Below are 23272 nucleotides of genomic sequence, written 5' to 3' on the forward strand. Positions count from 1 at the left end.
AAACACCTTTGGGGCAGCGTCCCGGCCAGGCCATCAGCAGAGGATGGACACTGGCCGGGGCGCGCTGTTATAAGGCAGTAGCGGGATTTTTTCCTTATTGGGCCAACGCCGGCGACCCGTCACAAACTGCTGAAATAGCCCGGAGAAGTGCTGCGCAGGCCTCATCTATTTCCGTGTCTGTGATAACAAGCGGGGGAGCCAGCCGCAGAGAATTGTCGCAGAACAGAAACCAGTCGGTGAGGATGCCTTCGTGCTCAAGGGCTTGGTCGATGATGGGCTTAAGCACCTCAAACGAGTCGAACTCAACCGCCATCAGCAGGCCGCAGCCCCGCACCGCCCGGATGGCTGGATGCACCAACTGCCGCCGGAAGCGGGCTGCTTTTTCGGCTACACCCGCCAGCAGGTTTTCTTCCTGAATGACCCGCAGAGTAGCCAGCGACGCCGCGCACGACACCGGGTGCCCGCCAAACGTAGTGCAATGGCCCAGGATGGGGTTGGTTTTGAAACCAGCCATGATTTCCTGCGAGGAAATGAAGGCTCCGATGGGCATGCCGCCGCCCATTCCTTTGGCACACAGCAGAATGTCTGGCTCGATGCCAAACTGCTCGAAGGCCCAAAAGCTCCCGGTACGCCCGAAGCCACACTGAATTTCATCCAGAATTAGTAGCGCTCCTACCTCATTGCAGCGTTGGCGCAGGGCGGGCAGGTAGCCCGGTTCCGGCACCCGTACGCCCGCCTCGCCTTGTACTGTCTCAATAATGACGGCCGCGGTGTGCTCGTCAATCAGGGCCAGGTCGTCGAAGCTGTTGTAGCGGAAGTGCCGGACATCGGGCAGCAGCGGGCGGTAGGAGTTCTTAAACCCCTCGGCCCCCGTGATGCTGAGCGCGCCGTGTGTGGAGCCGTGGTAGGCATTCAGGCAACTGATAAAGCCTGTGCGGCCAGTGTGGCGCTTGGCCAGTTTCAGAGCGCCTTCTACCGCCTCGGTGCCGGAGTTGGTGAAATAGACCGTATCGAGGTGCTGCGGCAGCGTTTCGTGCAGGGCCTGGGCCAACTGAGCAGGTGGCGCCTGCACCAGCTCCCCGTACACCATCAGGTGCAGATACTTGTCTACCTGGGACTTGATGGCCTCGACTACGCGCGGGTGGCGGTGCCCTACGTTGCTGACGCCGATACCGGAAATCAAATCGAGGTAGCGGCGGCCATCGGGCGCATACATATACACGCCTTCAGCCCGCTCAATTTCCAGCAGCAGCGGAAAATCAGAGGTTTGGGCCTGATGACGCAGGAAAAGCTGGCGAGTGGTAAGCATCCGGCAAAGGTACGGACGCCGGGGCCATGCGTGGCACCCTATGGCACCCTGCTGGCCAACAAAAACGGCCGCCGAAGCAGCCGTTTTACTTAGTCCTCAAGGCCAGGGCCATTGGGTGGCATGCCACCCCGCCGGTCGGCTACACGCTTCAGCACTTCTTTGGTAAACTGCCGCTCGGCCACGAACAGCTTGCCTACCTGCCGGATGCTGAGCACCTTCTGAAACTTATCGAAATACTCTTTCTCCAGGTTCACCTCCTGCTGGCGCAGCGCCAGCGCCTGCGTAAGGTTTTCCTTGATCTGAACATCGGAGAGGCCGTCGGGATTGTCGGTGCGCAGGGTGCGCATGCGCCGGTTCAGGTCGCGGCGTTTGGCTGTAAACTCGTTGTAAACCGGCCAGAACCGCTGGGCTTGATCCTGCGTGAGGACTATTTTTTCGGTGATGTAGGCAATCTTGGCGTTTTCGAGCTGGCTCAGGCGGCCCCCCTGGCGGCCCCCATTCTGAGCCATAGCCGGTGCGGTGGCCAGGAGGCAGAGCAACAGCAGAGTGCGGAGAAGATTATTCATGGGAGAGAGAATCGAAAGAAAAGGCAAAAAGTACTTACAGATATATGTCTTCGGTGGGTTGGGTGTCCAGCAAGTCCTGCACCTCTGCTGGCGAGGCGCGCAGGTAGGCTTCGGGCAAGGCCTGCTCAGTGGCGGGCAGCTCAGCCAAGTCGCTTAGCGTAACACGCTGCTCGCTGGCCAGCAGGTATTCTACCAACTCAGTGCGTGGCACATTGGCCAGGGAACCGGCCGTGCTGGCAGTGGCGGGCGAGGTGCCAGGTTGATTGAGAAGAAAGGAAGCCGCAAAGCCACCCAGCACCACGCCGGCTGCCAGCGCCGTGCGCAGCGGCGCCGACAGAGCGGCCAGCCACTCCGGTACCGGCAGGCGAGTAGCTGCAGAAGCGGGCTGCACACGCTGCATCACGCGCATCGGCAATTGATTGAAATAGCCGTCCGGGGGCGAAGCCAACGGCTGGGGCCGGCGGGGGTGGTCGTCCAGACGAAAGGGAGTTTTCATGGCACTTAGAAGCGGCCGGAGCCGCAAGGTTTAATCAGGTAAGAGACGCTGCTGGCTGGTTGTGGTGGAGTAGCAACTGCTTGCCACCTTGCTCGGTCAATTCAATCAGACTGCGTGATGTAGTGTTCTATTTTTTTTGCGGCGTGGTGGTAAGAGGCTTTTAAGGCGCCTACGCTGGTGCCCGTCACTTCGGACATCTGCTCGTAGGGCATTTCGTCGTAGTAGCGCAGGTTGAACACGAGGCGTTGCTTGTCGGGCAAAGTTAGGATGGCCTTCTGCAGCTTTAGCTCAATATCGTCGCCGGCCAGGGCCGGGTCCGCTTCTACTTTGGCGGTCAGCTCGGCGGCTACATCGTTGAGGGGCAGAAAGAACTTACGCCGCTTGCTGGAAAGGAAGTTGAGGCACTCGTTGGTGGCAATGCGGTAAATCCAAGTGTAGAGCGAAGCGTCTTTCCGAAAGGTTTCCAAGTGCTTCCAGACCTTCACAAACACGTCCTGCGTGAGGTCGTCGGCGTCGTCGTGGTCGATGACCATTTTGCGCACGTGCCAATACACCTTCGTCTGGTACTTGCGCACCAGCTGGTTGAAAGCCACGTTGCGGGAGGCCGGGTCTGCGAATTTGAGGAGGATTTCCTGGTCTTCCAAGCAGAAGAAGCGGGTTAGAGGCGGCGGCGTTTGGGCATTTGGCCAGTTAGAGAAGCAAGACCCGGGCGGGTTTAATCGGGACGACAAAAAACACCGCAACCGGGGAGGTCATTGGTTTTATGCAGTGCGTGCCGCTACTTGCAGCCAATCAAGTATGGAAAGCTACACGGCATGAATAGTACCGACCATTTGCTGAAAATTGAAGATGAATACGCCTGGACATTCTTTGGCAGGAGCCGCGAGTATTACTTGGAGCTATGGCAACTGCGGCAACAAGGAAAGTACGTTCATTTTAACATAGCAGCCTTTTTCTTCGGTGTGTTCTGGTTTGCCTATCGGCGCATGTATTTTGTGCTCTTTCTGCTTGTGGCGGTGCTGCTGGCCGAAGCCATGCTGGAACAGGCCCTGCTAGGAGAGGCGCGGGGGCAGGGCAGAACTATCCTGGTAGGGCTGGTGCAGGCTTCCGTGCTCGGCGCTTTCGGCAACACGCTCTACCTCTGGGATGCCGAACGCAAAATGCGGAAGATTCTACGGCGTGCTATTCCCAAAGACGATATTCTTGCCCTTCTGCGCCGGGCCGGCGGTACCAGCTGGTGGTTTGTGCCGGTGGTGCTGGCTATCGGTGGGCTGTATGGCTGGTTGCTGCAGTGGGTGGCCTGGCAGTCTGCCCTATAAGTTTCGGAGCTAAGCGTGGGTGCATTTTCGCTACTTCGTGCTGAATGCCACACCTACTGTCAGGTTGGTGTTGTCGCGGGGCTTGCCTTCCAGCACGCGGCTCTCGAAGGTATAGATATAGTTGGCCGTGATGGCGAAGCGGGGCGTGAAGCGCAGGGCCAGGGAGGTCAGCTGGTTCACCCGGTAGTCGTCGAAGCCGCTAAGGTTGGGCTGGTAAAATGTCGTTGAATTCAGCGAAAAGACCCGATACGAGTACACCAGCTTCAGCCGCAATGAACTGCGCGACACGATGCGCTCTGAGCCATCCTGAAAGTAAGTCGCCTCCCGGATAAACAGATTGCTCAACGACACTTCCCGCCCCAGCGAATCGGTGTAGAACGCCCAGCCCGGCCCCAAGCCCAATTGCACGCGCCCCGTAATGCCGCGCAGGTTGCTCCGCTCGTAGCCTCCGATGCCGTACGCGCGGAAGTGGCCCTTCCAATAGTAAGGCGTGGCATTGAACAGAAACTCCCGCTCCTTGAGCAGCTTCTCCTGCTTGCCGTAGGAAAAGCTGCCATTCACTGGCGCCCCGAAGTGCTGCCCCCGCAGAAACGTAACGTTGTGCGTGGTAGCAAGTAGAGTCCGGTTTACGCCACCTGAGGTGTACTGGCCGGAAAGCTGCCCGGCGTACCGAATAATGGTGGTATCGGGGCGCTGGGCCTGGGCTCTGGAAGTGAGCGAATGGAGCAGTGAGAACAGGAAAATCAGTCGGGCAGAAATGCGCATTCAACGGCAGGGCAAAAGTAAAGAGCAGCCGGCAGGCCACCTCCACAACAGAAAAACGAGCTGGCAAAAGTGGGAAATGATTCTGCTTTGGCTACTACCAAAGGCCTGCGCTTCGGTGCATAATGGGTAGCTTGGGCCCGTTACGGCGCTCAAAACGCCACCAGATACAGCTGTTTTTATGCGTTGCTTTTTACTTATTCTGTGCTGTTTCTGGCTGGGAAATTCTTCCGCCTGGGCGCTGCGCATAGCAGAGCAACGCCTGATGGGCACTGCCCCGCCAACCCGGCTGCAAAAGCTGGAGATAGGGCTGGCGCTGGAGGCTGGTACCATTCGCAACCCCTACGACCCGGCCGAAATTACAGTCGGGGCCGAGTTTGTGTCGCCGGGAGGCAAGGTGTATCGGGCCATGGGTTTCTGGTACCAGGATTTCAAGCGCTGCACTACCTGCGCGCCTCCGCCCCGGGCAAGTGCCCAAGACACCTGCTACTACTGCACCACCTGTCCTGAAGACCCTCGCTACCTCGTGCCCGTGCCCACCCGGCTGCCATGGCGTGTCCGGTTTGCCCCGACCGAGGCCGGCCGCTGGAACTACCGCCTGCTTGTACGCCACGCCGATACGACTGTGGCCAGTGCGCCTACTTTCTTCACGGTAGCAGTGGCTACTAATCCTGGGTTTGTGCAGGTGCATCCCAACGGCCGCAACTTCGCTTTTGCCGACGGGCAGATATTTTTTCCGTTGGGCATGAACGTGGTGAGCTACAGTATGGCCGACCGCTACAGCCGGCTACCGTACCTGGATGTGCGCGGCGGCATCACCCGCATTGCCGACAACGGGGGCAACTTTGCCCGCCTCATGATGGCACCTGAGCAGTTTGGCATTGAGTGGACTGACGGGCCCGCCGGCCGCTACGATGCTCGCCAGAACCGCGCCTACGACCTGGATGCGCTGGTAGAGCAGGCCGCCCGCCGCCGTGTATACCTGCAGGTGGCCATAAGCTCCGTTACGGAGCTATTTGATTCTGAGAGCTTCGGGCGGGCATGGCAGAAACACCCGTACCGCCAGCTGCTAGGCCCCAATGCTTCCAACCTGAGCTTCTTTACTGATTCCCTCAGCCGGCAGCTATTTCGGCAGCGCATCCGCTATGTTATGTCGCGCTGGGGCTACTCACCGGCTGTGTTTGCCATAGAGCTGATGAACGAAACCGACCTGTTCGGGGCCGGTTCGCAGAATAACTTCTGGGACCGGGACAACGCAGGGCAGGTGGCAAACTGGACCGATGACATGCTGGCCTATGCCCGCTCGCTGGCTCCGCAGCACCTCTACACCACTTCCTTCGGGTTTGCCTATAGCGGCGACTACAAGCGGGCGGATGGGAGTGCCTTCTTCCAGTCGCCGGAGCTGGATTTCGTGCAGCACCATTATTACAGTTCTGACTTGAACGTGGAGCACCAACGCGCCTTTCTGGCACGTCTGGCCAAAGCCCGCTATCCGGGAAAGCCCTATCTGCTGACCGAGTTTGCAATCAACAATGACCAGCCCTGCTGGTCGGGGTCATCCAATTTTACGGCCAAACAGTACCGGCCCGGGGTACTCTACCACGACCTGAACGAGATGCACAACACACTGTGGTCATCTACCTTCAATGGGTCGGGAGGGGCGGCACTGTATTGGTGGGCCAATCAGGTATTTAGCCTGTGCTATGGCGGGCAGTATCACTACTTCAAGCCTCTTCAGATGTTTCTGGCCGATTGCCCGATTTTCAGCGAAGAGCATGAACCCATTGCCAGTCCCTGCCCCGGCGAAACCGGCCCGAAGGACGGGCGGCGCCAGACCAGTTCCCCCGGCAATTGCGTGCCCGTGTGGGCGGCAGGCGCCAGAGCCGATAATGCTTCTTTTGAGCCCACCGGCGCTACCACCTCTGACCCGCGCTTGGAGGTATTCGCGCTGCGCAGCTCCGCGCGGATAGTGGGCTGGGTGCATAACCGCGCCAACTATTGGTACAAGCTGCCCCACCTTTCCGGTCCGCTCACCGACAGCCTCTGCCGCCTCTACAACGACAACCAGCCCAGCACCCCCGACAGCATTCCGGCGCTGGTAGGGCAGCGGGTCACCATTCCGAACGTGGTGCGGCCAGGGCGTTACCGCCTCGAGTTTTTCAGTACCTACCCATTCTATGCACTCGGCCGTGGCGGCAAGCAGATGCAGGGCGGCGTTATTGCGCAGTTCACAACGGAAGTGCGCGCCACCGAGGGGCAACTCACGTTTACAGTGCCGCCATTGCGGCCGCTCGGTACTCCACCCTTCGCCCCCGACTACGGTTTCAAAGCCACATGGCTGCCAGAGCCGACGGCTGCACCCAAAGCGCCGCTGAAGACAACGCCCAAAGTGCCAGCCAGGAAGCCCACCGCGCCCCCGGTACGTAAGCCAGCCACAAGGCCGGTGCGCCGGTAGCCACGAACTGATAAGTAGAGGAATAACCAAAACGCCCCGGTTGCTCGTAGCAGCCGGGGCGTTTCTGTATGCGGCAGGCCGTTACTTACGGCGCGCTATTACTTTCTCCACGGCGGCCACAATAGCGGCCTCGTTGAGGCCGTATTTCTCCATCAGCTGGTCAGGCGTGCCAGACTCGCCGAACGAGTCGTTGACAGCCACCATTTCCAAGGGCAGGGGCTCTTCGCGGGCCAGCAACTGCGCAATGGAGTCGCCGAGGCCACCGTTCATCTGGTGCTCTTCGGCCGTTACTACGCAGCGTGTTTTGCGCGCCGATTCCAGAATCAGGCGTGCATCCAGCGGCTTGATGGTGTGGATGTTGATGATTTCGGCGTTGATACCTTTTTCGGCCAGCAGCTTGCCCGCCAGAATGGCTTTCCAGACTAAGTGGCCGGTGGCGAAGATGCTCACGTCGGTACCCTCGTTCAGCACAATGCCTTCGCCAATCTTAAACTCCTGGTCGGCGGGCGTAAAGTTGGGCACCACCGGGCGGCCGAAGCGCAGGTATACCGGGCCTTGGTGGTCGGCAATGGCAATGGTAGCGGCCTTGGTCTGGTTGTAGTCGCAGGGGTTGATAACGGTCATGTGGGGCAGCATTTTCATCATGCCCACGTCTTCCAGAATCTGGTGCGTTGCGCCGTCTTCACCCAGCGTGAGGCCCGCGTGCGAAGCGCAGATCTTCACATTTTTGTTGGAATACGCAATGCTCTGCCGGATCTGGTCATACACGCGGCCCGTGCTGAAGTTGGCGAAGGTGCCCGTGAAGGGAATCTTGCCCCCAATGGTGAGGCCAGCCGCCAAGCCCATCATGTTGGCCTCAGCAATGCCTACCTGGAAGAAACGCTCGGGGTTATCCTTGATAAAGGCGTCCATTTTGAGCGAGCCAATCAGGTCGGCGCACAGGGCCACTACGTTGGGGTTGGTGCGGCCCAGCTCCTGCAGGCCGGCACCAAAGCCGCTACGCGTGTCCTTCGATTCGGTGTAGGGAAAGTCTTTCATATGGAGGGTTGTAGGGTCCTTTGTCGTTATTTAGTCTGTCATGCTGAGCGCAGCCGAAGCATCTCTACCTCTGGCTAATTCTGCCGTGAGGACGAAGCGGTAGAGATGCTTCGGCTGCGCTCAGCATGACGGCCTTTTTGTTGGAGTAACTCTCGGTGCGCTGCATCATTTCCCGAAAATGCTCACCGAGCTGGTCTGGCCCGAGCGGATGGTGAAGTTGCGCACGTCGGTGAACTTGCTGCCGGTGGCGTTGGTGGTGCGGAAGATGAGGCGGTAGGCTCCCGGCTGCATGGGCACATTTACCTTGCTGCTGCCGCCATCAGGCAGGTTGTACACCCACGTCTGGGTTTCGTCGTCGTTGAGGGCGTAGATGCTGCCGTAGCCTTTCAGGTCCGAAATGATGTTGAGCGTGCCGGGCGCCGGATACGTGATGGTGGCTTCCTGGCCCTGCTTCACCGTGAGGCGGTGCGTCTGGCGGGGCAACGTCAGGACCTCCACTTCGTAGTCGCCGGCCAGCAGCTTCTGCCGCGTCCCGAAGGGCAGAGCCACTACGGTGGCCGCGCTGCCCCGGGCCCGTACCACAGCCTGCACCTTGCCATAGGGGTTGGCCGTCATGTTGGGGCTTTGCAGCCAGAGCGTGCCCTGGGGTGTTTTGTAGGTCAGTACGTTGGCCTTGCCAGGCTTGATGGGCAGGTTTTCCTGCCGCACGGGCGGCACCGTATTTATCACCAAATCGTAACTCTGCAGCGCGTCGATGTCGAGGGCATCGGGTTTGCCTTGGGCGTCGCGGTAGTGCACGTAATTGTATTCGGGCTGGCCAGTGATGTTGTTGAGGAACGTCATGTTCACGTTCGACTCCACCGGCTTGCCGCCCGCATCCGTTAGGTTGATGGCCACAGTAGTTTTGGCCAGCGTCTGTGCTACTACATCGTTGAGAATGGTGCGGAAGGTCTTGACGTCGGCGGCGTTGTAGTATTGCCCCAGGCATTCAAGCTGTTTGCCAAACTCCCGTTCGGCCCCGATTCCAATCACAAACGGCTTGAGAAACACGTGCTTGCGCTGCAGTGCCACCGACGTAGCGCACGGGTCGCCCTTGCACGATTCGAGGCCGTCAGTAATCAAAATCAAGACGTTGCGCGCTGTTTTATCAGTTGGGAAGTCGCCGGCCGACTGGAGCAGCGAGTAGGTAATGGGCGTGTTGCCCTTCGGCTCGATGGACTTGAGCCGGGCCTTGATAGCACCGGCATTCTTCGGCGCAAACGGCACTTCCAGCTTCGAGTCTTCGCAGTTGTTTTCCTCGCGGCCGTGCATGTGCCCGTAGGCGCGCAGCCCCAGCTCCAGGTTGGGATACGCGTTGAGCGAGTCCACCATTTTGGCCAGCAGACTCTTGGCCACCTCCATGCGCGGCCGGCCTTCCCAGGGCGCCAGCATCGAACCCGAAGCATCCAGCAGAAACAAAATGCGCGTGACGCGGGGCTTGGCCGGCGGCACGTTCTGGGCATGGCAAGGGAGGGCCAGCCACATAATGACCAGCCACAACCAATGCCGTACTCGGAACATCTTGTTCATGCTACTCAGCGTGAATGGGAACCTTAGCAGTTTATGATTCTGGTGTAACAACCAGAATCATAAAACCAATTATTGCTGCAGCAGAACCAATAAGTGTTATCAGCTTGGCTCTAGGAGACTGAGCAGTGGCCTTCGTGGTCAGTAACAAAGCAATAGATGCAGCCGCAATAGCTGCACAAAGAGCAGCAATGAGGCCAAACTCTCCTTTCACTACCATCGGAACCCCAACCATCCATATGGCCCAGATGATAGGGATATAATATTCACCGAGTAGCTTATTCATAGGAAGCCTAGTAGTCCGAAGCCGTATCGACGATGAGCTGCTGCAGGGCTTTTTCCAGCTGCTCGTCGTTCGGGGCCACGCCGTGCCACTTGTGCGAGCCCATCATGAAGTCGACGCCATAGCCCATCTGCGTGTCCATGAGCACCATCACGGGGCGGCCGTTGCTGAGCAGGCCCTGCGCCTCCTCAATGGTCGCCAGTAGTTTCTCCAGGTCGTTGCCGTCGGTTTCCACCACCTGCCAGTTGAAGGCCTCAAACTTGGCGCGCAGGTCGCCGAGGCCCCCAATTTTCTCGGTGGGGCCGTCAATCTGCTGGCCGTTGCGGTCTACGAAGGCAATCAGGTTGTTGACCTTGTGGTGCGGGGCGTACATGGCCGCTTCCCACACCTGGCCTTCTTCCAGCTCGCCGTCGCCCATTAGCACGTACACTGTGCGGTCGTCGTTGTTGAGCTTCTTGGCCTGGGCGGCACCTACGGCCACGCTCAGGCCCTGGCCCAGTGAGCCGGACGCTACCCGAATGCCGGGCAGGTGCTCGTGGGTGGCGGGGTGGCCCTGCAGCCGCGAGTTCAGCTTGCGGAACGTGGACAGCTCGCTCACCGGGAAGTAGCCCGAGCGGGCCAGCACCGAGTAGAAAACCGGCGAAATGTGGCCGTTGGAAAGGAAAAACAGGTCCTGCCCGGTGCCGTCCATATCAAACGGCTGGGGCGTGTGCTTCATCACCTTGAAATACAGCGCCACCAGCAGGTCGGTGCAGCCGAGCGAACCGCCGGGATGGCCCGAATTGACAGCGTGTACCATGCGCACGATGTCGCGGCGCACCTGCGCGGCAATCTGTTTCAGCTCAGCTACCGAGGTGGTGGCGGAAGGAGCATGCGTTTCGGGGGTAGGAGCGAGGGGCGTGACCTGCGACATGAGATTCAGAAAGGAAAGGTGATGATGAGGCAAAGGTAGAAACTTGGGCGGGGCGTGCCATAAAAAAGCCCCGCCGTTTTGGCGAGGCTTTATACTATTACAGCGACATCAGTTGGGCGGCGTGGTTCTTGGTGTCGACTTTCGTTATCACCTTTTCAATTTTGCCGGTTTCATCAATCAGGAAGGTGTAGCGCATGGTGCCCATGTACTTACGGCCATACATGGATTTTTCCTGCCATACGCCGTAGTCCTCGACCAGCTTTTTGTCTTCGTCCACGAGCAGCGGAAACGGTAGCTCATATTTCTCGGCGAACTTCTTGTGCGACTTCTCGCTGTCGATGCTCACGCCCAGCACCTGAATGCCGGCAGCCTGTAGGCTCTGGTAGTTGTCGCGCAGGTCGCAGGCCTGGGCAGTGCAGCCGCTGGTGTCGTCTTTGGGGTAGAAGTACAGGGCCACTTTGCGGCCGGCGTACTCCTGCAGGCGGTGCGTGGTGCCGTGCTGGTCTAAGGCTTCGAAGGCCGGGGCCTGCTCGCCAACTTGAGGAATGGGCATAATCAGGGGTTTGCGGCAAATGTAGCGCGGAAGTCCGGTATAGCCCAGCGCCGCGCTAAAATCCCGCTGGCCGCAGCTACGGCTTGCCGTCGATGGGCTGCGGCGTAAAAATCAGCTGATCCACGTTGAAACCCAGGTCCCGGGCCTTACCCACGAGCATGTCGCGGCGGTTGCGCTCCATGTGGGGCGTGCGGCTCAGCAGCCACAGGTTTTCGCGGCTGGGGGTGCCCACCAGGGCGTAGCGGTAGTCGGAATGGTCGAGGTCCAGCACCCAGTAGTCGCCCTCGAAGGGCCAGAAGAAACTCACTTTCAGCTTGGCATTGGTAGCAGCGTCTACCACGCGGGCGGTGCCATTGGCCACTTCAGCGGGCCCGTTGAGGCCTTCCTTGTGGCAGGTATTGCGCACACTCACCTTGCCATCGGGCCGGAGCTTGTACTGGGCCGTGACGTGCTGGCAGTCTTTTTCGTAGCGGATAGGCAGCCGAGCTACTTCATACCAGAGCCCCATGTACTTGTGCAGGTCTACGTGCGGCACAGTTTCCAAGGGGGCGTGCAGTTGCCGACGGGTGTAGGCGTAGGCCGCTACGCCCGTAGCTACGGCAGCGCCTAACACAGTGAATAATACCGGACGGCGGCGTTTGAGTAGGTTAGCCATAGGAGTGAAAGTAGGGTCCGTGACTTTTACGCAGCCGCGCCACAACAAGCTAAACAGTCAGAGCGGAACCCTTTCGCGGACCTGTCCGGCTGATCTGACCGGTTGCCGGATTCGCGCGTATAGGTGCTGTAGATACTATTTCTCTCCGAATTATGCTGCAGCTGGAACAACTCACGCTCAATATCCCGGATACGACCAAACCACGCGTCGTTATCATTGGTGGGGGCTTTGGGGCGGTCAATCTGACCAAAAACCTGCCCGACGAACATTTTCAGGTGGTGATGCTCAGCAAGCAGAACTACCACGGCTTCTGGCCCTTGCTCTACCAAGTAGCCACGGCGGGTCTGGAGCCCGAATCCATTGCCGAGCCCATTCGCAAGCTCTTCGACGACCACAACGACTTTCACTTTCGCTTCACGCGGGTCAATAGCATCAATCCGGCCGCCAAAACCGTCAGCACCGTCATCGGCGACGTGCGCTACGACTACCTCGTTATTGCCACCGGTACTAAGTCCAACTATTTCGGCAACGAGCAAATCAAGCAGAACGCCTTCGGCCTCAAGCACCTCAGTGACGCCGTGAACCTACGTAGCCAGCTGTTGCAAAGCTTCGAGCAGGCCAACCTGACCCAAAACACCGAAGCCCGCCAGAGCCTGCTCAACATCGTTATTGCCGGGGCCGGGCCTACGGGCGTGGAGCTAGCTGGCTCGCTGGCCGAAATGCGCCAGCACGTGCTGCCCCGCGACTATCCGGGTATGGATTTTCGGGAGATGAACATCTATCTGGTTGACGGGCTGGACCGGGTGTTGCCGCCGATGTCGCCGGAATCGAGCCGGCACACGCACGGCTACCTGGAAAAGCTGGGTGTTATCATCAAGCTCAACAAGTTCGTGGACTCCTACGATGGGCAAACTGTCAAATTCAAGGACGGTGAGGAAATCCGGAGCCAGACGCTGGTGTGGGCCGCCGGCGTGGCTGGCGCGACTATAGAAGGCCTGCCCTCCGAAACCGTGGAGCGCGGCCGCTACCTGGTCAACACCTTCAACCAAGTGCAGGGCTTCACCGACATCTTCGCCATCGGCGACGTAGCCGTGATGAAGAGCGACAAGTGGCCTAAAGGCCACCCGCAGGTGGCGCAGCCCGCTATTCAACAGGGTGTGCATCTGGCCAAAAACCTGGTGCGCAGGCTGCGCGGCGACGAATGGAAACCGTTCAGCTACTTCGATAAGGGCTCTTTGGCCATTGTGGGCCGCGCCCGCGCCGTCGCCGATTTGCCCGGCAACAAGAGCCTGAGCGGGTTTATAGCGTGGGTGGCTTGGCTATTCGTGCACATCTACTACCTCGTGGGCTTCCGCAACAAGCTGATTGTAATGGCCAACTGGGTGTACCGCTTCTTCACGTACCAGCGCGGCACTCGCATTATCATTCAGCCCTACGTCAATTCCGAGGACAAAGTGGGGCAGGAGTTCGTGCGCCTGCAGACAGTGGATTAAGGGTCATTGAATAAGAACAGAAAAGGCCCGCTCCTTCAGGAGCGGGCCTTTTCTGTTAGAATAGTAGAACGTCATTCCGAGCGGAGCCGAGGAATCTCGCGTGCTGAGGTTGCCAAGGCATTTACTACACTAGCGAGATTCCTCGGCTCCGCTCGGAATGACGGTTAGTTTTGCTCTGGCGCAACGGTCCGGCGCTACAGCGTCACGTTGATGACCTTCTCATTGCCGGCCTGGTCGGTGAGGCGCAGTGTGGCGGGGCCACGTAATGGCGGACCGAGCTTATCGGAACGCTCCGAAAACAGCGTAGCATTCTTGTGCTCGAAGCGCAACAAATGGAACTGACCGTTTACTTCCAGCTTGTAGGACGCCAGGCCCGAGAGGTCGTCGCCGACTTTGAACACCACACCGCCAGCGCCCTTGCTAAGCAGCCGGCCCGAAGGCGGAATGGTATCAGTCAGGATGCGGAACTGTCCGAAGGCTTTGATAGGGGCCGAAATGGTGGTGCCAGTTGCGTCCCACTTGCCACCCACGTAGGCTTTGCCGCCCTTCGCTGTTACGCCGTAAATAGCCGTGCGGCGCGGATCTGCCACGGGCCCATCGGGCCGCAGGCTGACGCGCATGGTTTCGTAGAGCGGAGTACGAGGCAGGTGTACCGTCCAGAGGCCAGTTTTATAGCTGGTCTGCACATACAGCGTGTCAAACAGCGTTTTGGGTGAGAAACTCAGTTGAAGGTTGTGTGTGCTGAAGGCAAAATCCTGACCCGATGGAATCAGCCCCTGCCGATCAAACCGCTTTGTAACACCACCGAACTGCAGGGAGTCGGGGAGGCCGGCGCGTAGGTCGTAGAGGTAGGTGTTTTCGCTCTGCACCGTGTAGCTGGGCTTCAGGGTGAGGCGGCGGTTGCCTTTATAGAGCGTGAGCGGGCCTCCGGTGGCCGCTGTATCGGGGTCGGCGGCTACGGCCACCAGCAGGTTGCGGCTGATGTCGTAGCGAAGAGCCGGCTTTTTCACCAGCGCCGAACGAGTTTTGTAGTATGTTGGCTGTTCGCCGCGAAGCACAAATTGCAATGGTGTCTGGTTGCCATAAGAGTCCGCCAGAATAATTTCGACGGTGTAGATTTTGCCGGCATCCACCCGCAGTTTGCCTTTGGCAGGACCGGTGGTATACATGCTCAGGTCGTTGCCATCATCCACGAACAGCTTTTCAAACTGCCGGCCCTGCGTGTAGCGCCACTCGTAGTCTACGTGCCGGTTGATCTGGCGGGAACCTTCCGGAAACGGAATGTCATCTACCACGTGCTTGTAGAGCGGCTGCCCGTTCACGCGCACTTCCACCCGCTGCAGGCCGTTCTTATTCCAGACGCCATCAAACCGGTCGAAGCCCTGCACCAGCAGACCCACGTGGCCAAACGCCGGAATAGTATCCGTCCAGACGTAGCCTCCGCCGTTGGGTAGCGGCGGTGCCTTCGGCACAAACACCGACTTGCCAAAACGCCCCTGCACGCGGGCCTCAATGCCCAGCGCCTCCACGGCAAACGCCTGCAGCTGCGGCGCCACATGGTCCTGAATTTCAGGGAAGCCACCGAATTGCAATGGGTTGAGCTGGTTGTCTTTGGCGTCACGGACTTCCCAGTGCAGGTGCGGGCCCGCCGAGCCGCCCGTGTTGCCCGAAAGTGCGACCACCTCGCCGCGTTTCACCGGAAACTGGTCTTTCTCAAAGAACAGCTCCAACTCATAGGTCTGCTTGGCATATTGCTGCCGCAGTAGCTCCTCCGAAACTGGCCCCTTGAAGTGGTTGAGGTGGCCGTACACCGTGGTCAGGCCGTTGGGATGCGTGATGTAGAGCACGTTGCCGTAGCCGAAGGAACTCCGCTTGAGCCGCGAAATATAGCCATCGGCCGATGCATACACCGGCAAATCCACCCGGCCATCGGTCTTGATATCGAGGCCGCCATGGAAGTGGTTGGGGCGCAGCTCGCCCATGCTACCAGCCAGGTAGTTCTGCACGCCAGGCTTGATCGGAAACAGGAAATACCCATTCGGCACTTCGGGCCGCGCGCCAGTGCTGGCTTGAGCAGGAGCAGTAGGCTTTTGAGTAACCGTGTCGGGCTCCTGGCCGCTGCATGAAGCCGGTAGCGCCCCCAACGTAAAGAGCAGCGGCAGTAGCGCCAGCCCCAGCAGCCGGCGCGGCTGCTTCAAGGAAAAAATATCGGGCATTCAGAAAGGAATCAAGGAAATTCCGGCAGTGTGGGTGCACATGCCAGATAATAAAGGTGGTCGTGTCAGCAGCGCTGCCTGCTTGGCACGGAGTGAGACGAAGCCAACGGCACTATCAACGACGAAAGTCCCGGTGGCGTACAGCCGCGGAAAAAAGTAATCCGCAGCCTACTGCAGGGTTATTTCACGGCCAGATTCAGCAGTTGGCGGTCTTCGATGTAGCCGGTTAGCTGGTCGCCGAGCTTTACCGGACCTACGCCACTGGGTGTGCCGGTGAAAAGTAGGTCGCCCATTTTGAGCGTGATGAACTGCGAGATGTAGCTGATGATTTTGCTGAAATCGTGCAGCATAAGGCCGGAATTGCCCTGCTGTCGCACCTCGCCGTTTACTTCCAGCCGGAAGTTGATGTTTTTCAAATCGGGGAAGTCAGCAACAGGTATGAACTCCTGTGAAAGCGGAGCCGAGCCATCGAAGCCTTTGGCCAGCTCCCAGGGCAGCCCTTTGCTCTTGAGCTTGCTTTGCAGGTCGCGGGCCGTGAAGTCGATGCCCAGGCCGATGGCGTCGAAATACGTAGGCGCAAACTTCTCTTCGATGTTCTTGCCGTTGCGGCAGATCCGCAGCACCAGTTCTATTTCGTGGTGAATGTCCTGCGAAAAATCGGGGATAAAGAAGGGCTGGTTCCGCTGAAGCAGAGCCGTGTCGGGCTTGGCAAAAATGACAGGCGCGTCGGGCGTTTCGTTCTGCAGTTCAGCAATATGTTCGGCGTAATTGCGGCCAATGCACAGAATTTTCATGGAGCGGTGTGGGGCGTGGGGCTGGGGTGGCGGGCAGTGCAGGATGGTCTTCGCTTCATCCAACTTGCTGCCTGCCTGACACTCAAAAATAGGGTTAATTCGGGCCGCCTACTGAGTAGGGGCGGAAAAAAACGGGTACGCAATGTTGGCACCAGGGTTAAGTAAACATTTTGCCCGGCCTCCGACGTATAGAATGCGTTGCTCGGCGTGGTACTCACTGCACCACACGCTGCTGTCTCTCACTCCTAAGCTCTCCTTCCGATGATCAGAAAATTTGCTCTGGCCAGCTGCCTGTTCGTGGCCGCCGCCTGCTCCACCGTTCCAATTACGGGCCGTCGTCAGCTCAGCCTCGTTTCCGACGCGGAAATGAACACAATGGCTGCCACCGAATACCAGAAAGTGCTGGCCTCAAGCCGCGTGGTGAGCAGCGGTGAGCAGGCCGCCATGGTAAAACGGGTAGGCCAGCGCATCCAGCAGGCAGTAGAAACGTATTTCCGCCAGCAAAATGCCCAGAGCCAGCTGGAAGGTTATGCCTGGGAGTTCAACCTGATTGATGATAAGCAGGAAAACGCCTGGTGCATGCCTGGCGGCAAGGTGGCCGTGTACAGCGGTATTCTGCCCATCACGCAGGACGAAACCGGCCTGGCGGTAGTAATGGGCCACGAAATTGCGCACGCAGTAGCCAAACACAGCTCGGAGCGTATGAGCCAGCAAATGGCGGCGCAAGGCCTAGGGGGCGTACTGTCGGCCTCGGCGGGGCAGAACCCAACGGCTACGCAAAGTGTGTTTATGCAGGTAGTAGGAGCCGGTTCGCAGCTGGGGCTGCTTAAATACGGCCGCAGCCAAGAATCGGAAGCTGACCACCTGGGACTGATTTTTATGGCCATGGCTGGCTACAACCCCGATGGGGCCGTGGCGTTCTGGCAGCGGATGGAGGCCCGTGAGGGTCAGGCGTCGCCACCGGAATTTCTGTCTACGCACCCCTCCAGCGGCACGCGTATCGCCGATATTCAGCGGGAGCTGCCTGAAGCGCGCAAGTACTATACTGCTCGCTAACCGGTGCATACTGCCTATCTTTCCCGCATGATGCTTTCCATTCGCCCTTTTGGGCGCCTGCTACTGGCCGCCGCGCTGCTTACAGCCACGCTACCCGCCTGCGAAACCACCAAAAAGGGCTTCCCGGAGATGAACTCGCCCAACGGCGAGTCGGACGAAGCCGCCCGGCGCAAGCGGGAACCGGCCAGCAAGCTTATTGCCTCAGTAGGAGAAAGGGGGCTGATTAAGTACTTGCTGCCCCGTGAGCAGCTGGCACAGGCATTCAACCGCCAGTTCAGCGACGGTACCAGCATCGACAAAACCATGGTGCGCAAAGTGCAGGGTAAGCCCAAGGACCCGGCTGTATACTATGTAGTAGGCCTGGGGCTCCGCAACGGTATGTTCCGCGGAATGGCGCTGCCGCTCACGTTGTCTGGCAGCGAATTGTACCTGAGTTCCAACGCTTCGCGCTATGTTATTTCCGGGGTGGGCTGCACGTTCTGCTTTTTCAACTTCGAGAATAACGATATAGTAGGGACTTCCTGCGAGGAAAACACCGGCGGCAGCCGCTGCGACCTGCGCGTGGAAGACAACAACACCCTATTCACACCTCGCTAGCCATGCTAAGTCGCAAATGGATTCTGCGCCTCTCGCTCACGGCCCTGGCTCTACTCGTCACGACGGATAGGCGCCGTCCGCGCCCGTCCGTGCCGCCTGGCAAGCCCGAGGAGAAGTAGTTATAGAAAAGGCCCGCCAAGTAGCGGGCCTTTTCTATGAGGTTCGGTGAAAGAAAAGGTTACACCATGTTTTCCTGCACCATCTCCACAAACCGGGCAATGCGCGTCACCAGCAAATCGGGGTTTACTTTCTCCAGCGGGTGTGGCGTATTCATGATGATTTCGAAGGTAGCGCGGGGCATGAAGTCGGCGAAGTGGCGGGAAGCATCTACCCCAGCTGTTTTGTCCAGCTCACCCACCAGCACCTGCACCGGAACTTCCAGCGTCGCCAGGTTCTGAGGCGTCAGCAGGGGCGCGTCGCCGAGGCCCCGCATGAGGCTGGCCGTGGCGTTTAGTAGCTCTGGCAGCTGCGTGGGCGCGTGCAGTTGCTCCAATTGCGCCACAAACTGAGGCACTTTCTCGCGCATTTTACCAGCATCCAGAAAACGGGTTTCCAGCGCTGCCGTAGCGGGCGTCCAATCGAACTTGGTGCCCAGCGTGGTGATGCTACTAAACAACTCCGGCGCGGCCACTGCGGCGGCCAGGGCCGCGTAGCCGCCCATGCTGTAACCGAATACGTGCACCGGTGGCAGCTGGCGGCTGCGGATAAACTGCTGCACCTGCTGAGCAAAATGCTTCATCGTATTTTCAGCAGCAACCAGGGGCTGCCCGCCGTGGCCGCTGAACGAGAAGGAGTGCACCGCATAGAAAGGCGGCAACTCTCGTTTCAGCCACTTCAACTGGGCCTCCGATGCCAGCGCCCCGTGCAGAAGTAAAATCGTATGTTTCATAGCGTAGAGGCTGTTCCTTGCGCTTTGCACAAGGGTGGGCCCGGAAAGTTATTTGGTCACTTCGGCGGCCAACTGGTTCAGATCCAGGCCGTCGAACGTGCCCGACGACATCATCAACAGGTTAGCGTTCTGCCAGTTCTGGGCGTGCAGAAAAGCGGCCAGTTCGCGGCTATCCGTAAACACGCGCAAATCGGGACGCTGGAAGGCAGCCTGCACGGCTTCGGGCGGTAGCGCGGGCAGGCGCTTGTGCTCCAGCACATGCGGGTTGAAGTAGACTACCGCCACATCGGGCGCATCGAAGGTGTGGGCATATTGCGGCAGGAAGACCGGATTGAGCGAACTGAACGTGTGCAGTTCCAGGCAGGCCACCAGCCGGCGCTGCGGATACTGCTTCTTGAAGGCCGTAGCGGTGGCTTTCAGCTTGCTGGGCGCGTGTGCGAAGTCCTTATAGACCACCGAATCGGTACCTTCTTTCACCAGCTCGAGGCGGCGGGCCGCACCCTTAAACGTGCCCAAGGCCTCATAGAAGTCTTTGCCTTTGATGCCCAGGCATTTGCAGACTTCCTTGGCCGCTGAGATGTTGCGCAGGTTGTGCTCCCCAAACACCTGCACGGGCACCTCCTCCTCTTTTTTGTTGAGCAGAAACGTTTTGCCGTTCCGAATGACGTTTTCGTGCGGGCCGTAGCCGATGTACTTCACATCGGGGTTGCTGGGCACGGTCACCAGCTGCACTTGCTCGTCGTCCCGGTCGTAGATGAGCGTACCGGCCTTGGGGGTCATGTCGGCGAAGATTTTGAACTGCTCCCGGTAGACTTCCTCGGTCGGAAATACATTGATATGGTCCCAGCTGATACCGGAAATCACGCCAATGTGGTGCTGGTACAGGTGGAACTTCGGCCGCCGGTCGATAGGAGAGGAGAGGTATTCGTCGCCCTCGATAATGATAATAGGCGCATCCTCAGTCAGCTGCACCATCAAGTCGAAGCCTTCCAGCTGGGCACCTACCGCGTAGTCGAACTTGCGGCCGTGGTGGCGTAGCACGTGCAGAATGAGCGAGGTGATGCTGGTTTTGCCGTGCGAGCCGCCAATCACCACCCGCTGCTTGTTTTTGGACGCCTCATAAATAAACTCCGGGAAGGAGTACACCCGCAGGCCCAGTTCCTGAGCACGTAGCAGCTCGGGATTGTCGGGGCGGGCGTGCATGCCCACAATCACGGCGTCGAGGTCGGTAGTTACTTTTTCCGGAAACCAGCCTTCCTGAGCGGGCAGCAGGCCAGCGGCGGCCAGCCGGCTCTTGGCCGGCTCAAATATTTCGTCGTCGGAGCCCGTCACATGGGCCCCGCTTTTGTGCAGAGCCAGGGCCAGGTTGTGCATAATACTACCCCCGACGGCAATCAGGTGTAGGCGTTGGAGAGAGGAGGGCGTAGCAGCCATTCAGAATAGTGGATAAGGGGACGGCAAAGGTAAGCCGATTGGATGAGAGGTGAGGCAGGCCCGCCGTGCGAACCGGCGCTAGCCGGTTCGGGTTTATGCTCACCAATTTGCCTGCGTCTTCGTCTATCCGTTTCCCGCTGCAGCCACTTTACATCCTACAAAAAAGAAACCTTTTCACCTACTCCCGGATTGTAGACCTCACCCGTTAGCTTTGTACCCCCTTTGCGAAAAACCGGGGTGGTGGACGGAAGAAACCCGGCCGACATCTGCCAAAACCGCCCGAACCTGCTTACCTTGTAGTGCCTACTTGCTGATGAACGACCGGATGGATGACCGCCTGAAACTATCGGCCTCGCGAGCCAAAGCCGCCTGGAACAGCCGTGCCACACCGGCCCTTCCAATGGGTGGTCCCGCCGGCAAACTTCCCCCGCAGGCCCTAGAACTGGAGGCCGCCGTACTCGGTGCCCTCATGCTCGAGAAGGACGCCCTGACTACGGTAATCGATATTCTGAAGCCTCAGAGCTTTTACAAGGACGGGCACCAGCGCATCTTCAAGGCCATCCTGAATCTGTTCGATAAGTCAGAGCCGATTGACATTCTGACCGTTACGCATGAGCTGCGCGAGATGGGCGAGCTGGAAGCAGCTGGCGGTGCGCACTACGTAGCCAACCTGACGTTCAAGGTCAACTCGGCCGCCAACATCGAGTACCACTCCCGCATCATCACTGAAAACGCCATCAAGCGGGAGCTGATCAATATTGCCAGCACCATCCAGCGCGACGCCTTCGAGGATACCACCGACGTATTCAATTTGCTCGACAGCACCGAGCAGGCGCTGTTTGAAGTGTCGGAATCGAACATTCGCAAGAACTTCGACGACATGCGCAGCCTGATGGGCAAAGCCATTAAGGAGCTGGAAGAGAAGAAAGATCAGAAGGACGGCCTGACCGGCGTGCCCAGTGGCTTCTCGGCTCTGGACCGCGTTACGTCGGGTTGGCAGCCGTCTGACCTTGTGATTATTGCGGCACGTCCGGGTATGGGTAAAACCGCCTTTGTGGTGTCGGCAATGCGCAACGCGGCGGTGGAGTTCAAGAAGCCAGTAGCCATTTTCTCGCTGGAAATGTCCTCGCTGCAGCTCGTGAATCGTCTGATTTCGGCCGAAGCGGAATTGGATTCCGAGAAAATAAAGAAGGGCAACCTCGCCGACTACGAATGGGCCCAACTCAACCACAAGATTTCCAGCCTGTCGTCGGCGCCTATCTACATTGATGATACGCCGGGCCTCAGCATCCGGGAGTTGCGCACCAAGTGCCGCCGACTCAAAGCGCACCACGATATTTCGATGATTATCATCGACTATCTGCAGCTGATGACAGGCAACACCGACGGCAAAGGTGGCGGTGGCAACCGTGAACAGGAAATTGCCTCGATTTCGCGGGCGCTGAAAGGCATTGCCAAGGAGCTGAACGTGCCGGTGCTGGCCCTGTCGCAGCTTTCCCGCTCCGTAGAAACCCGTGGCGGCGACAAAAAGCCGCAGCTGAGTGACCTTCGGGAATCCGGCTCCATCGAGCAGGACGCCGACATGGTTATCTTCCTGTACCGTCCGGAGTATTACAAGATTACGGAAGACGAAATGGGCAACCCAACCCAGGGAACCGGCGAGGTAATCATTGCCAAGCACCGGAATGGCTCCCTGGAAACTGTGCAGCTCAAGTTCATCGGTAAGTTCACCAAGTTCGCCGACCTCGATGGGGCAGGCGGCTTCGGCGACGCAGGCTTCAACCCTGGCGCCTTCCCCAGCAGCACCTTCGACGACGACCCTTCGGCCTTTGCGCCCAACACCATCCGGCTGGGCTCGCGCATCAACAACGACGGCCCGCCACCGGCCCAGGCCTTCCCCCGTAGCAACTTCGACGACGGCCCGCCGCCATTCTAACCCTCAGCTTCAAAAGCGTCAGTCGGCAACGGCTGACGCTTTTTTTTAGCCCACAAGGTGCAACCACAAGCCCATCAGGAGCCTCGTTTTACATATGAAAAGATGGCTGTTACTGTTACTCTGGCTGTGTTCCATAAAACCCGCTGCTGCCCAAGGATATGTTGATGGCAGGTTAGTACTGGGGCGAGAATTTGCGGAAAAGCATCTGCAAGCTGCCATAGCCGATTCCGCACGGCAAAAGGTAGTTGCTAGGCAAAGGCGGTTGCCTATAGCGTCACTCTCAGATACGGCGGCGGCGCTAAGCGCCATTGAGCCACTTTTATTTAGAGCGTACGGTAAGAAAGGTATAGAACGGCAGCGGCCTTATGAAATCTATCGGATAGAGGAGTACTGGGTAATAAATGGGACACTGCCTTACGGTTATTTTGGTGGCGTTTTTATAGTAGTTGTAGATGCGAGAAACAGCCGCGTACTGGAGTTGATACATGGCCAGTAGGGTAGGGGTTGGATGTTTTTTTGAGAAATTGCCCGTATGAAAGACCTGCTGCGCCCCGACCTTGCCTTCCGCCTCACCGGCCGCCTCTGGGTGGAATCCGAACAGGACCGGTTTATGGGTATCGGACGGCTGGAACTGCTGCGCCACATACAGCAGCATGGCTCTATATCGAAGGCGGCACAGGCAATGGATATGTCTTACAAACGGGCCTGGGATTTAGTATCGTCGCTGAACGCGCAGAGTGCTAGTCCTTTGGTGCTTACCCAGACTGGCGGCAAGCGGGGAGGTGGCACCGTAGTAACGCCGGAAGGAGAGAAGTTGATTGCGGAGTTTGAGGCGTTGCAGGCACGGTTTCAGGCGTTTCTGGCAGCAGAAGCCGCCCGCGTGCTGTAGTGCAGGTTATAGCAGGCCGTTCAGGCATAGTGCTCTGCGCACTCTTTTAGGAA

General features: G+C 58.7%; 23 protein-coding genes. 8 read left to right on the top strand and 15 right to left on the bottom strand.

Translation table 11 applies throughout. The annotated features are described in order from the left end of the window. Positions 1 to 94: 94 nt before the first annotated feature. From H4317_RS07835 to H4317_RS07850, 4 genes are all read right to left on the bottom strand, one after another. Positions 95 to 1309 carry an aspartate aminotransferase family protein gene (locus H4317_RS07835; protein ID WP_185889568.1) on the bottom strand — a complete coding sequence of 405 codons (1215 nt, stop codon included), beginning with the start codon at positions 1307 to 1309 and terminating at the stop codon, positions 95 to 97. Between the two features lie 89 nt (positions 1310 to 1398). Continuing rightward, positions 1399 to 1875: a hypothetical protein gene (locus tag H4317_RS07840; RefSeq protein WP_185889569.1), complete on the bottom strand. Its 477-nt coding sequence runs from the start codon at positions 1873 to 1875 to the stop codon at positions 1399 to 1401. 34 nt (positions 1876 to 1909) lie between these two features. After that, a complete protein-coding gene (locus tag H4317_RS07845) occupies positions 1910 to 2371 on the bottom strand; it encodes a hypothetical protein (RefSeq protein ID WP_185889570.1) in 462 nt (153 codons plus the stop codon). Between the two features lie 101 nt (positions 2372 to 2472). Continuing rightward, positions 2473 to 3015, bottom strand: a complete 543-nt coding sequence (locus H4317_RS07850; protein ID WP_185889571.1) for an RNA polymerase sigma factor — start codon at positions 3013 to 3015, stop codon at positions 2473 to 2475. 171 nt (positions 3016 to 3186) lie between these two features. Between H4317_RS07850 and H4317_RS07855 the strand changes: the two genes are divergently transcribed. Continuing rightward, positions 3187 to 3690: a DUF2628 domain-containing protein gene (locus H4317_RS07855; RefSeq protein ID WP_185889572.1), complete on the top strand. Its 504-nt coding sequence runs from the start codon at positions 3187 to 3189 to the stop codon at positions 3688 to 3690. Between the two features lie 30 nt (positions 3691 to 3720). Here H4317_RS07855 and H4317_RS07860 read toward each other — a convergent pair whose 3' ends face one another. Further along, a complete protein-coding gene (locus tag H4317_RS07860; RefSeq protein WP_185889573.1) occupies positions 3721 to 4455 on the bottom strand; it encodes a DUF481 domain-containing protein in 735 nt (244 codons plus the stop codon). 178 nt (positions 4456 to 4633) lie between these two features. On the opposite strand from H4317_RS07860, the gene H4317_RS07865 reads away from it, so the two are divergent. Beyond that, a complete protein-coding gene (locus H4317_RS07865; protein WP_185889574.1) occupies positions 4634 to 6907 on the top strand; it encodes a DUF5060 domain-containing protein in 2274 nt (757 codons plus the stop codon). 81 nt (positions 6908 to 6988) lie between these two features. Here H4317_RS07865 and H4317_RS07870 read toward each other — a convergent pair whose 3' ends face one another. The 6 genes from H4317_RS07870 to H4317_RS07895 form a co-directional block, all read right to left on the bottom strand. After that, on the bottom strand, positions 6989 to 7945 hold the full coding sequence (locus H4317_RS07870) for a transketolase family protein (protein WP_185889575.1): 957 nt from the start codon (positions 7943 to 7945) through the stop codon (positions 6989 to 6991). Positions 7946 to 8110: 165 nt separating this feature from the next. Then, positions 8111 to 9514 carry a vWA domain-containing protein gene (locus tag H4317_RS07875; protein ID WP_260625859.1) on the bottom strand — a complete coding sequence of 468 codons (1404 nt, stop codon included), beginning with the start codon at positions 9512 to 9514 and terminating at the stop codon, positions 8111 to 8113. A 31-nt stretch (positions 9515 to 9545) separates the two neighbouring features. Next, positions 9546 to 9797, bottom strand: coding sequence for a hypothetical protein (locus tag H4317_RS07880; protein WP_185889576.1), 252 nt, complete (start codon positions 9795 to 9797; stop codon positions 9546 to 9548). A gap of 7 nt (positions 9798 to 9804) precedes the next feature. Next, entirely contained in the window at positions 9805 to 10707 is a 903-nt protein-coding gene (locus H4317_RS07885; RefSeq protein WP_185889577.1) for a transketolase, read from the bottom strand. A 97-nt stretch (positions 10708 to 10804) separates the two neighbouring features. After that, positions 10805 to 11260, bottom strand: a complete 456-nt coding sequence (bcp, locus tag H4317_RS07890; RefSeq protein ID WP_185889578.1) for a thioredoxin-dependent thiol peroxidase — start codon at positions 11258 to 11260, stop codon at positions 10805 to 10807. Positions 11261 to 11336: 76 nt separating this feature from the next. Next, a complete protein-coding gene (locus tag H4317_RS07895; RefSeq protein ID WP_185889579.1) occupies positions 11337 to 11915 on the bottom strand; it encodes a lipocalin family protein in 579 nt (192 codons plus the stop codon). A 152-nt stretch (positions 11916 to 12067) separates the two neighbouring features. Between H4317_RS07895 and H4317_RS07900 the strand changes: the two genes are divergently transcribed. Next, entirely contained in the window at positions 12068 to 13408 is a 1341-nt protein-coding gene (locus H4317_RS07900; RefSeq protein WP_185889580.1) for an NAD(P)/FAD-dependent oxidoreductase, read from the top strand. A gap of 194 nt (positions 13409 to 13602) precedes the next feature. On the opposite strand, the gene H4317_RS07905 is transcribed toward H4317_RS07900, so the two are convergent. After that, positions 13603 to 15624: a M23 family metallopeptidase gene (locus tag H4317_RS07905; RefSeq protein WP_185889581.1), complete on the bottom strand. Its 2022-nt coding sequence runs from the start codon at positions 15622 to 15624 to the stop codon at positions 13603 to 13605. 179 nt (positions 15625 to 15803) lie between these two features. Further along, positions 15804 to 16418: a fumarylacetoacetate hydrolase family protein gene (locus H4317_RS07910; RefSeq protein ID WP_185889582.1), complete on the bottom strand. Its 615-nt coding sequence runs from the start codon at positions 16416 to 16418 to the stop codon at positions 15804 to 15806. A gap of 261 nt (positions 16419 to 16679) precedes the next feature. Between H4317_RS07910 and H4317_RS07915 the strand changes: the two genes are divergently transcribed. After that, the gene (locus H4317_RS07915) at positions 16680 to 17474 is read left to right on the top strand and encodes a M48 family metallopeptidase (protein WP_185889583.1); all 795 of its coding nucleotides are present in this window, start codon (positions 16680 to 16682) and stop codon (positions 17472 to 17474) included. Between the two features lie 27 nt (positions 17475 to 17501). Then, on the top strand, positions 17502 to 18071 hold the full coding sequence (locus tag H4317_RS07920) for a hypothetical protein (protein ID WP_185889584.1): 570 nt from the start codon (positions 17502 to 17504) through the stop codon (positions 18069 to 18071). 178 nt (positions 18072 to 18249) lie between these two features. Here H4317_RS07920 and H4317_RS07925 read toward each other — a convergent pair whose 3' ends face one another. Together H4317_RS07925 and H4317_RS07930 are read right to left on the bottom strand one after the other, a co-directional pair. After that, complete coding sequence (locus tag H4317_RS07925) at positions 18250 to 18960, bottom strand: alpha/beta fold hydrolase (RefSeq protein WP_185889585.1); 711 nt, start codon at positions 18958 to 18960, stop codon at positions 18250 to 18252. A gap of 48 nt (positions 18961 to 19008) precedes the next feature. Beyond that, entirely contained in the window at positions 19009 to 20394 is a 1386-nt protein-coding gene (locus tag H4317_RS07930; RefSeq protein WP_185889586.1) for a UDP-N-acetylmuramate--L-alanine ligase, read from the bottom strand. Between the two features lie 313 nt (positions 20395 to 20707). Here H4317_RS07930 and dnaB point away from each other — a divergent pair, with 313 nt between their 5' ends. The 3 genes from dnaB (at position 20708) to H4317_RS07945 (ending at position 23219) form a co-directional block, all read left to right on the top strand. Beyond that, positions 20708 to 22330: a replicative DNA helicase gene (dnaB, locus tag H4317_RS07935; protein WP_185889587.1), complete on the top strand. Its 1623-nt coding sequence runs from the start codon at positions 20708 to 20710 to the stop codon at positions 22328 to 22330. A gap of 94 nt (positions 22331 to 22424) precedes the next feature. Continuing rightward, positions 22425 to 22826 carry an NTF2 fold immunity protein gene (locus H4317_RS19525; protein WP_185889588.1) on the top strand — a complete coding sequence of 134 codons (402 nt, stop codon included), beginning with the start codon at positions 22425 to 22427 and terminating at the stop codon, positions 22824 to 22826. Between the two features lie 36 nt (positions 22827 to 22862). Then, on the top strand, positions 22863 to 23219 hold the full coding sequence (locus H4317_RS07945) for a winged helix-turn-helix domain-containing protein (RefSeq protein WP_185889589.1): 357 nt from the start codon (positions 22863 to 22865) through the stop codon (positions 23217 to 23219). Positions 23220 to 23272 lie beyond the last annotated feature (53 nt).

It is taken from the genome of Hymenobacter sediminicola, from assembly GCF_014250515.1.
In the GTDB taxonomy this organism is placed as follows: domain Bacteria; phylum Bacteroidota; class Bacteroidia; order Cytophagales; family Hymenobacteraceae; genus Hymenobacter; species Hymenobacter sediminicola.

Excerpts from the sequence above, each read along its gene's own strand:
- H4317_RS07915 (WP_185889583.1), top strand. The coding sequence starts at position 16,680 with ATGATCAGAAAATTTGCTCTGGCCAGCTGCCTGTTCGTGGCCGCCGCC.
- H4317_RS07945 (WP_185889589.1), top strand. The coding sequence starts at position 22,863 with ATGAAAGACCTGCTGCGCCCCGACCTTGCCTTCCGCCTCACCGGCCGC.
- H4317_RS07845 (WP_185889570.1), bottom strand. The coding sequence starts at position 2,371 with ATGAAAACTCCCTTTCGTCTGGACGACCACCCCCGCCGGCCCCAGCCG.
- H4317_RS07865 (WP_185889574.1), top strand. The coding sequence starts at position 4,634 with ATGCGTTGCTTTTTACTTATTCTGTGCTGTTTCTGGCTGGGAAATTCT.
- H4317_RS07905 (WP_185889581.1), bottom strand. The coding sequence starts at position 15,624 with ATGCCCGATATTTTTTCCTTGAAGCAGCCGCGCCGGCTGCTGGGGCTG.
- H4317_RS19525 (WP_185889588.1), top strand. The coding sequence starts at position 22,425 with ATGAAAAGATGGCTGTTACTGTTACTCTGGCTGTGTTCCATAAAACCC.
- H4317_RS07930 (WP_185889586.1), bottom strand. The coding sequence starts at position 20,394 with ATGGCTGCTACGCCCTCCTCTCTCCAACGCCTACACCTGATTGCCGTC.
- H4317_RS07840 (WP_185889569.1), bottom strand. The coding sequence starts at position 1,875 with ATGAATAATCTTCTCCGCACTCTGCTGTTGCTCTGCCTCCTGGCCACC.
- H4317_RS07870 (WP_185889575.1), bottom strand. The coding sequence starts at position 7,945 with ATGAAAGACTTTCCCTACACCGAATCGAAGGACACGCGTAGCGGCTTT.
- H4317_RS07925 (WP_185889585.1), bottom strand. The coding sequence starts at position 18,960 with ATGAAACATACGATTTTACTTCTGCACGGGGCGCTGGCATCGGAGGCC.
- H4317_RS07900 (WP_185889580.1), top strand. The coding sequence starts at position 12,068 with ATGCTGCAGCTGGAACAACTCACGCTCAATATCCCGGATACGACCAAA.
- H4317_RS07920 (WP_185889584.1), top strand. The coding sequence starts at position 17,502 with ATGATGCTTTCCATTCGCCCTTTTGGGCGCCTGCTACTGGCCGCCGCG.
- H4317_RS07895 (WP_185889579.1), bottom strand. The coding sequence starts at position 11,915 with ATGGCTAACCTACTCAAACGCCGCCGTCCGGTATTATTCACTGTGTTA.
- H4317_RS07885 (WP_185889577.1), bottom strand. The coding sequence starts at position 10,707 with ATGTCGCAGGTCACGCCCCTCGCTCCTACCCCCGAAACGCATGCTCCT.
- H4317_RS07880 (WP_185889576.1), bottom strand. The coding sequence starts at position 9,797 with ATGAATAAGCTACTCGGTGAATATTATATCCCTATCATCTGGGCCATA.
- dnaB (WP_185889587.1), top strand. The coding sequence starts at position 20,708 with ATGAACGACCGGATGGATGACCGCCTGAAACTATCGGCCTCGCGAGCC.
- H4317_RS07855 (WP_185889572.1), top strand. The coding sequence starts at position 3,187 with ATGAATAGTACCGACCATTTGCTGAAAATTGAAGATGAATACGCCTGG.
- H4317_RS07910 (WP_185889582.1), bottom strand. The coding sequence starts at position 16,418 with ATGAAAATTCTGTGCATTGGCCGCAATTACGCCGAACATATTGCTGAA.
- H4317_RS07835 (WP_185889568.1), bottom strand. The coding sequence starts at position 1,309 with ATGCTTACCACTCGCCAGCTTTTCCTGCGTCATCAGGCCCAAACCTCT.
- H4317_RS07860 (WP_185889573.1), bottom strand. The coding sequence starts at position 4,455 with ATGCGCATTTCTGCCCGACTGATTTTCCTGTTCTCACTGCTCCATTCG.
- H4317_RS07875 (WP_260625859.1), bottom strand. The coding sequence starts at position 9,514 with ATGAACAAGATGTTCCGAGTACGGCATTGGTTGTGGCTGGTCATTATG.
- bcp (WP_185889578.1), bottom strand. The coding sequence starts at position 11,260 with ATGCCCATTCCTCAAGTTGGCGAGCAGGCCCCGGCCTTCGAAGCCTTA.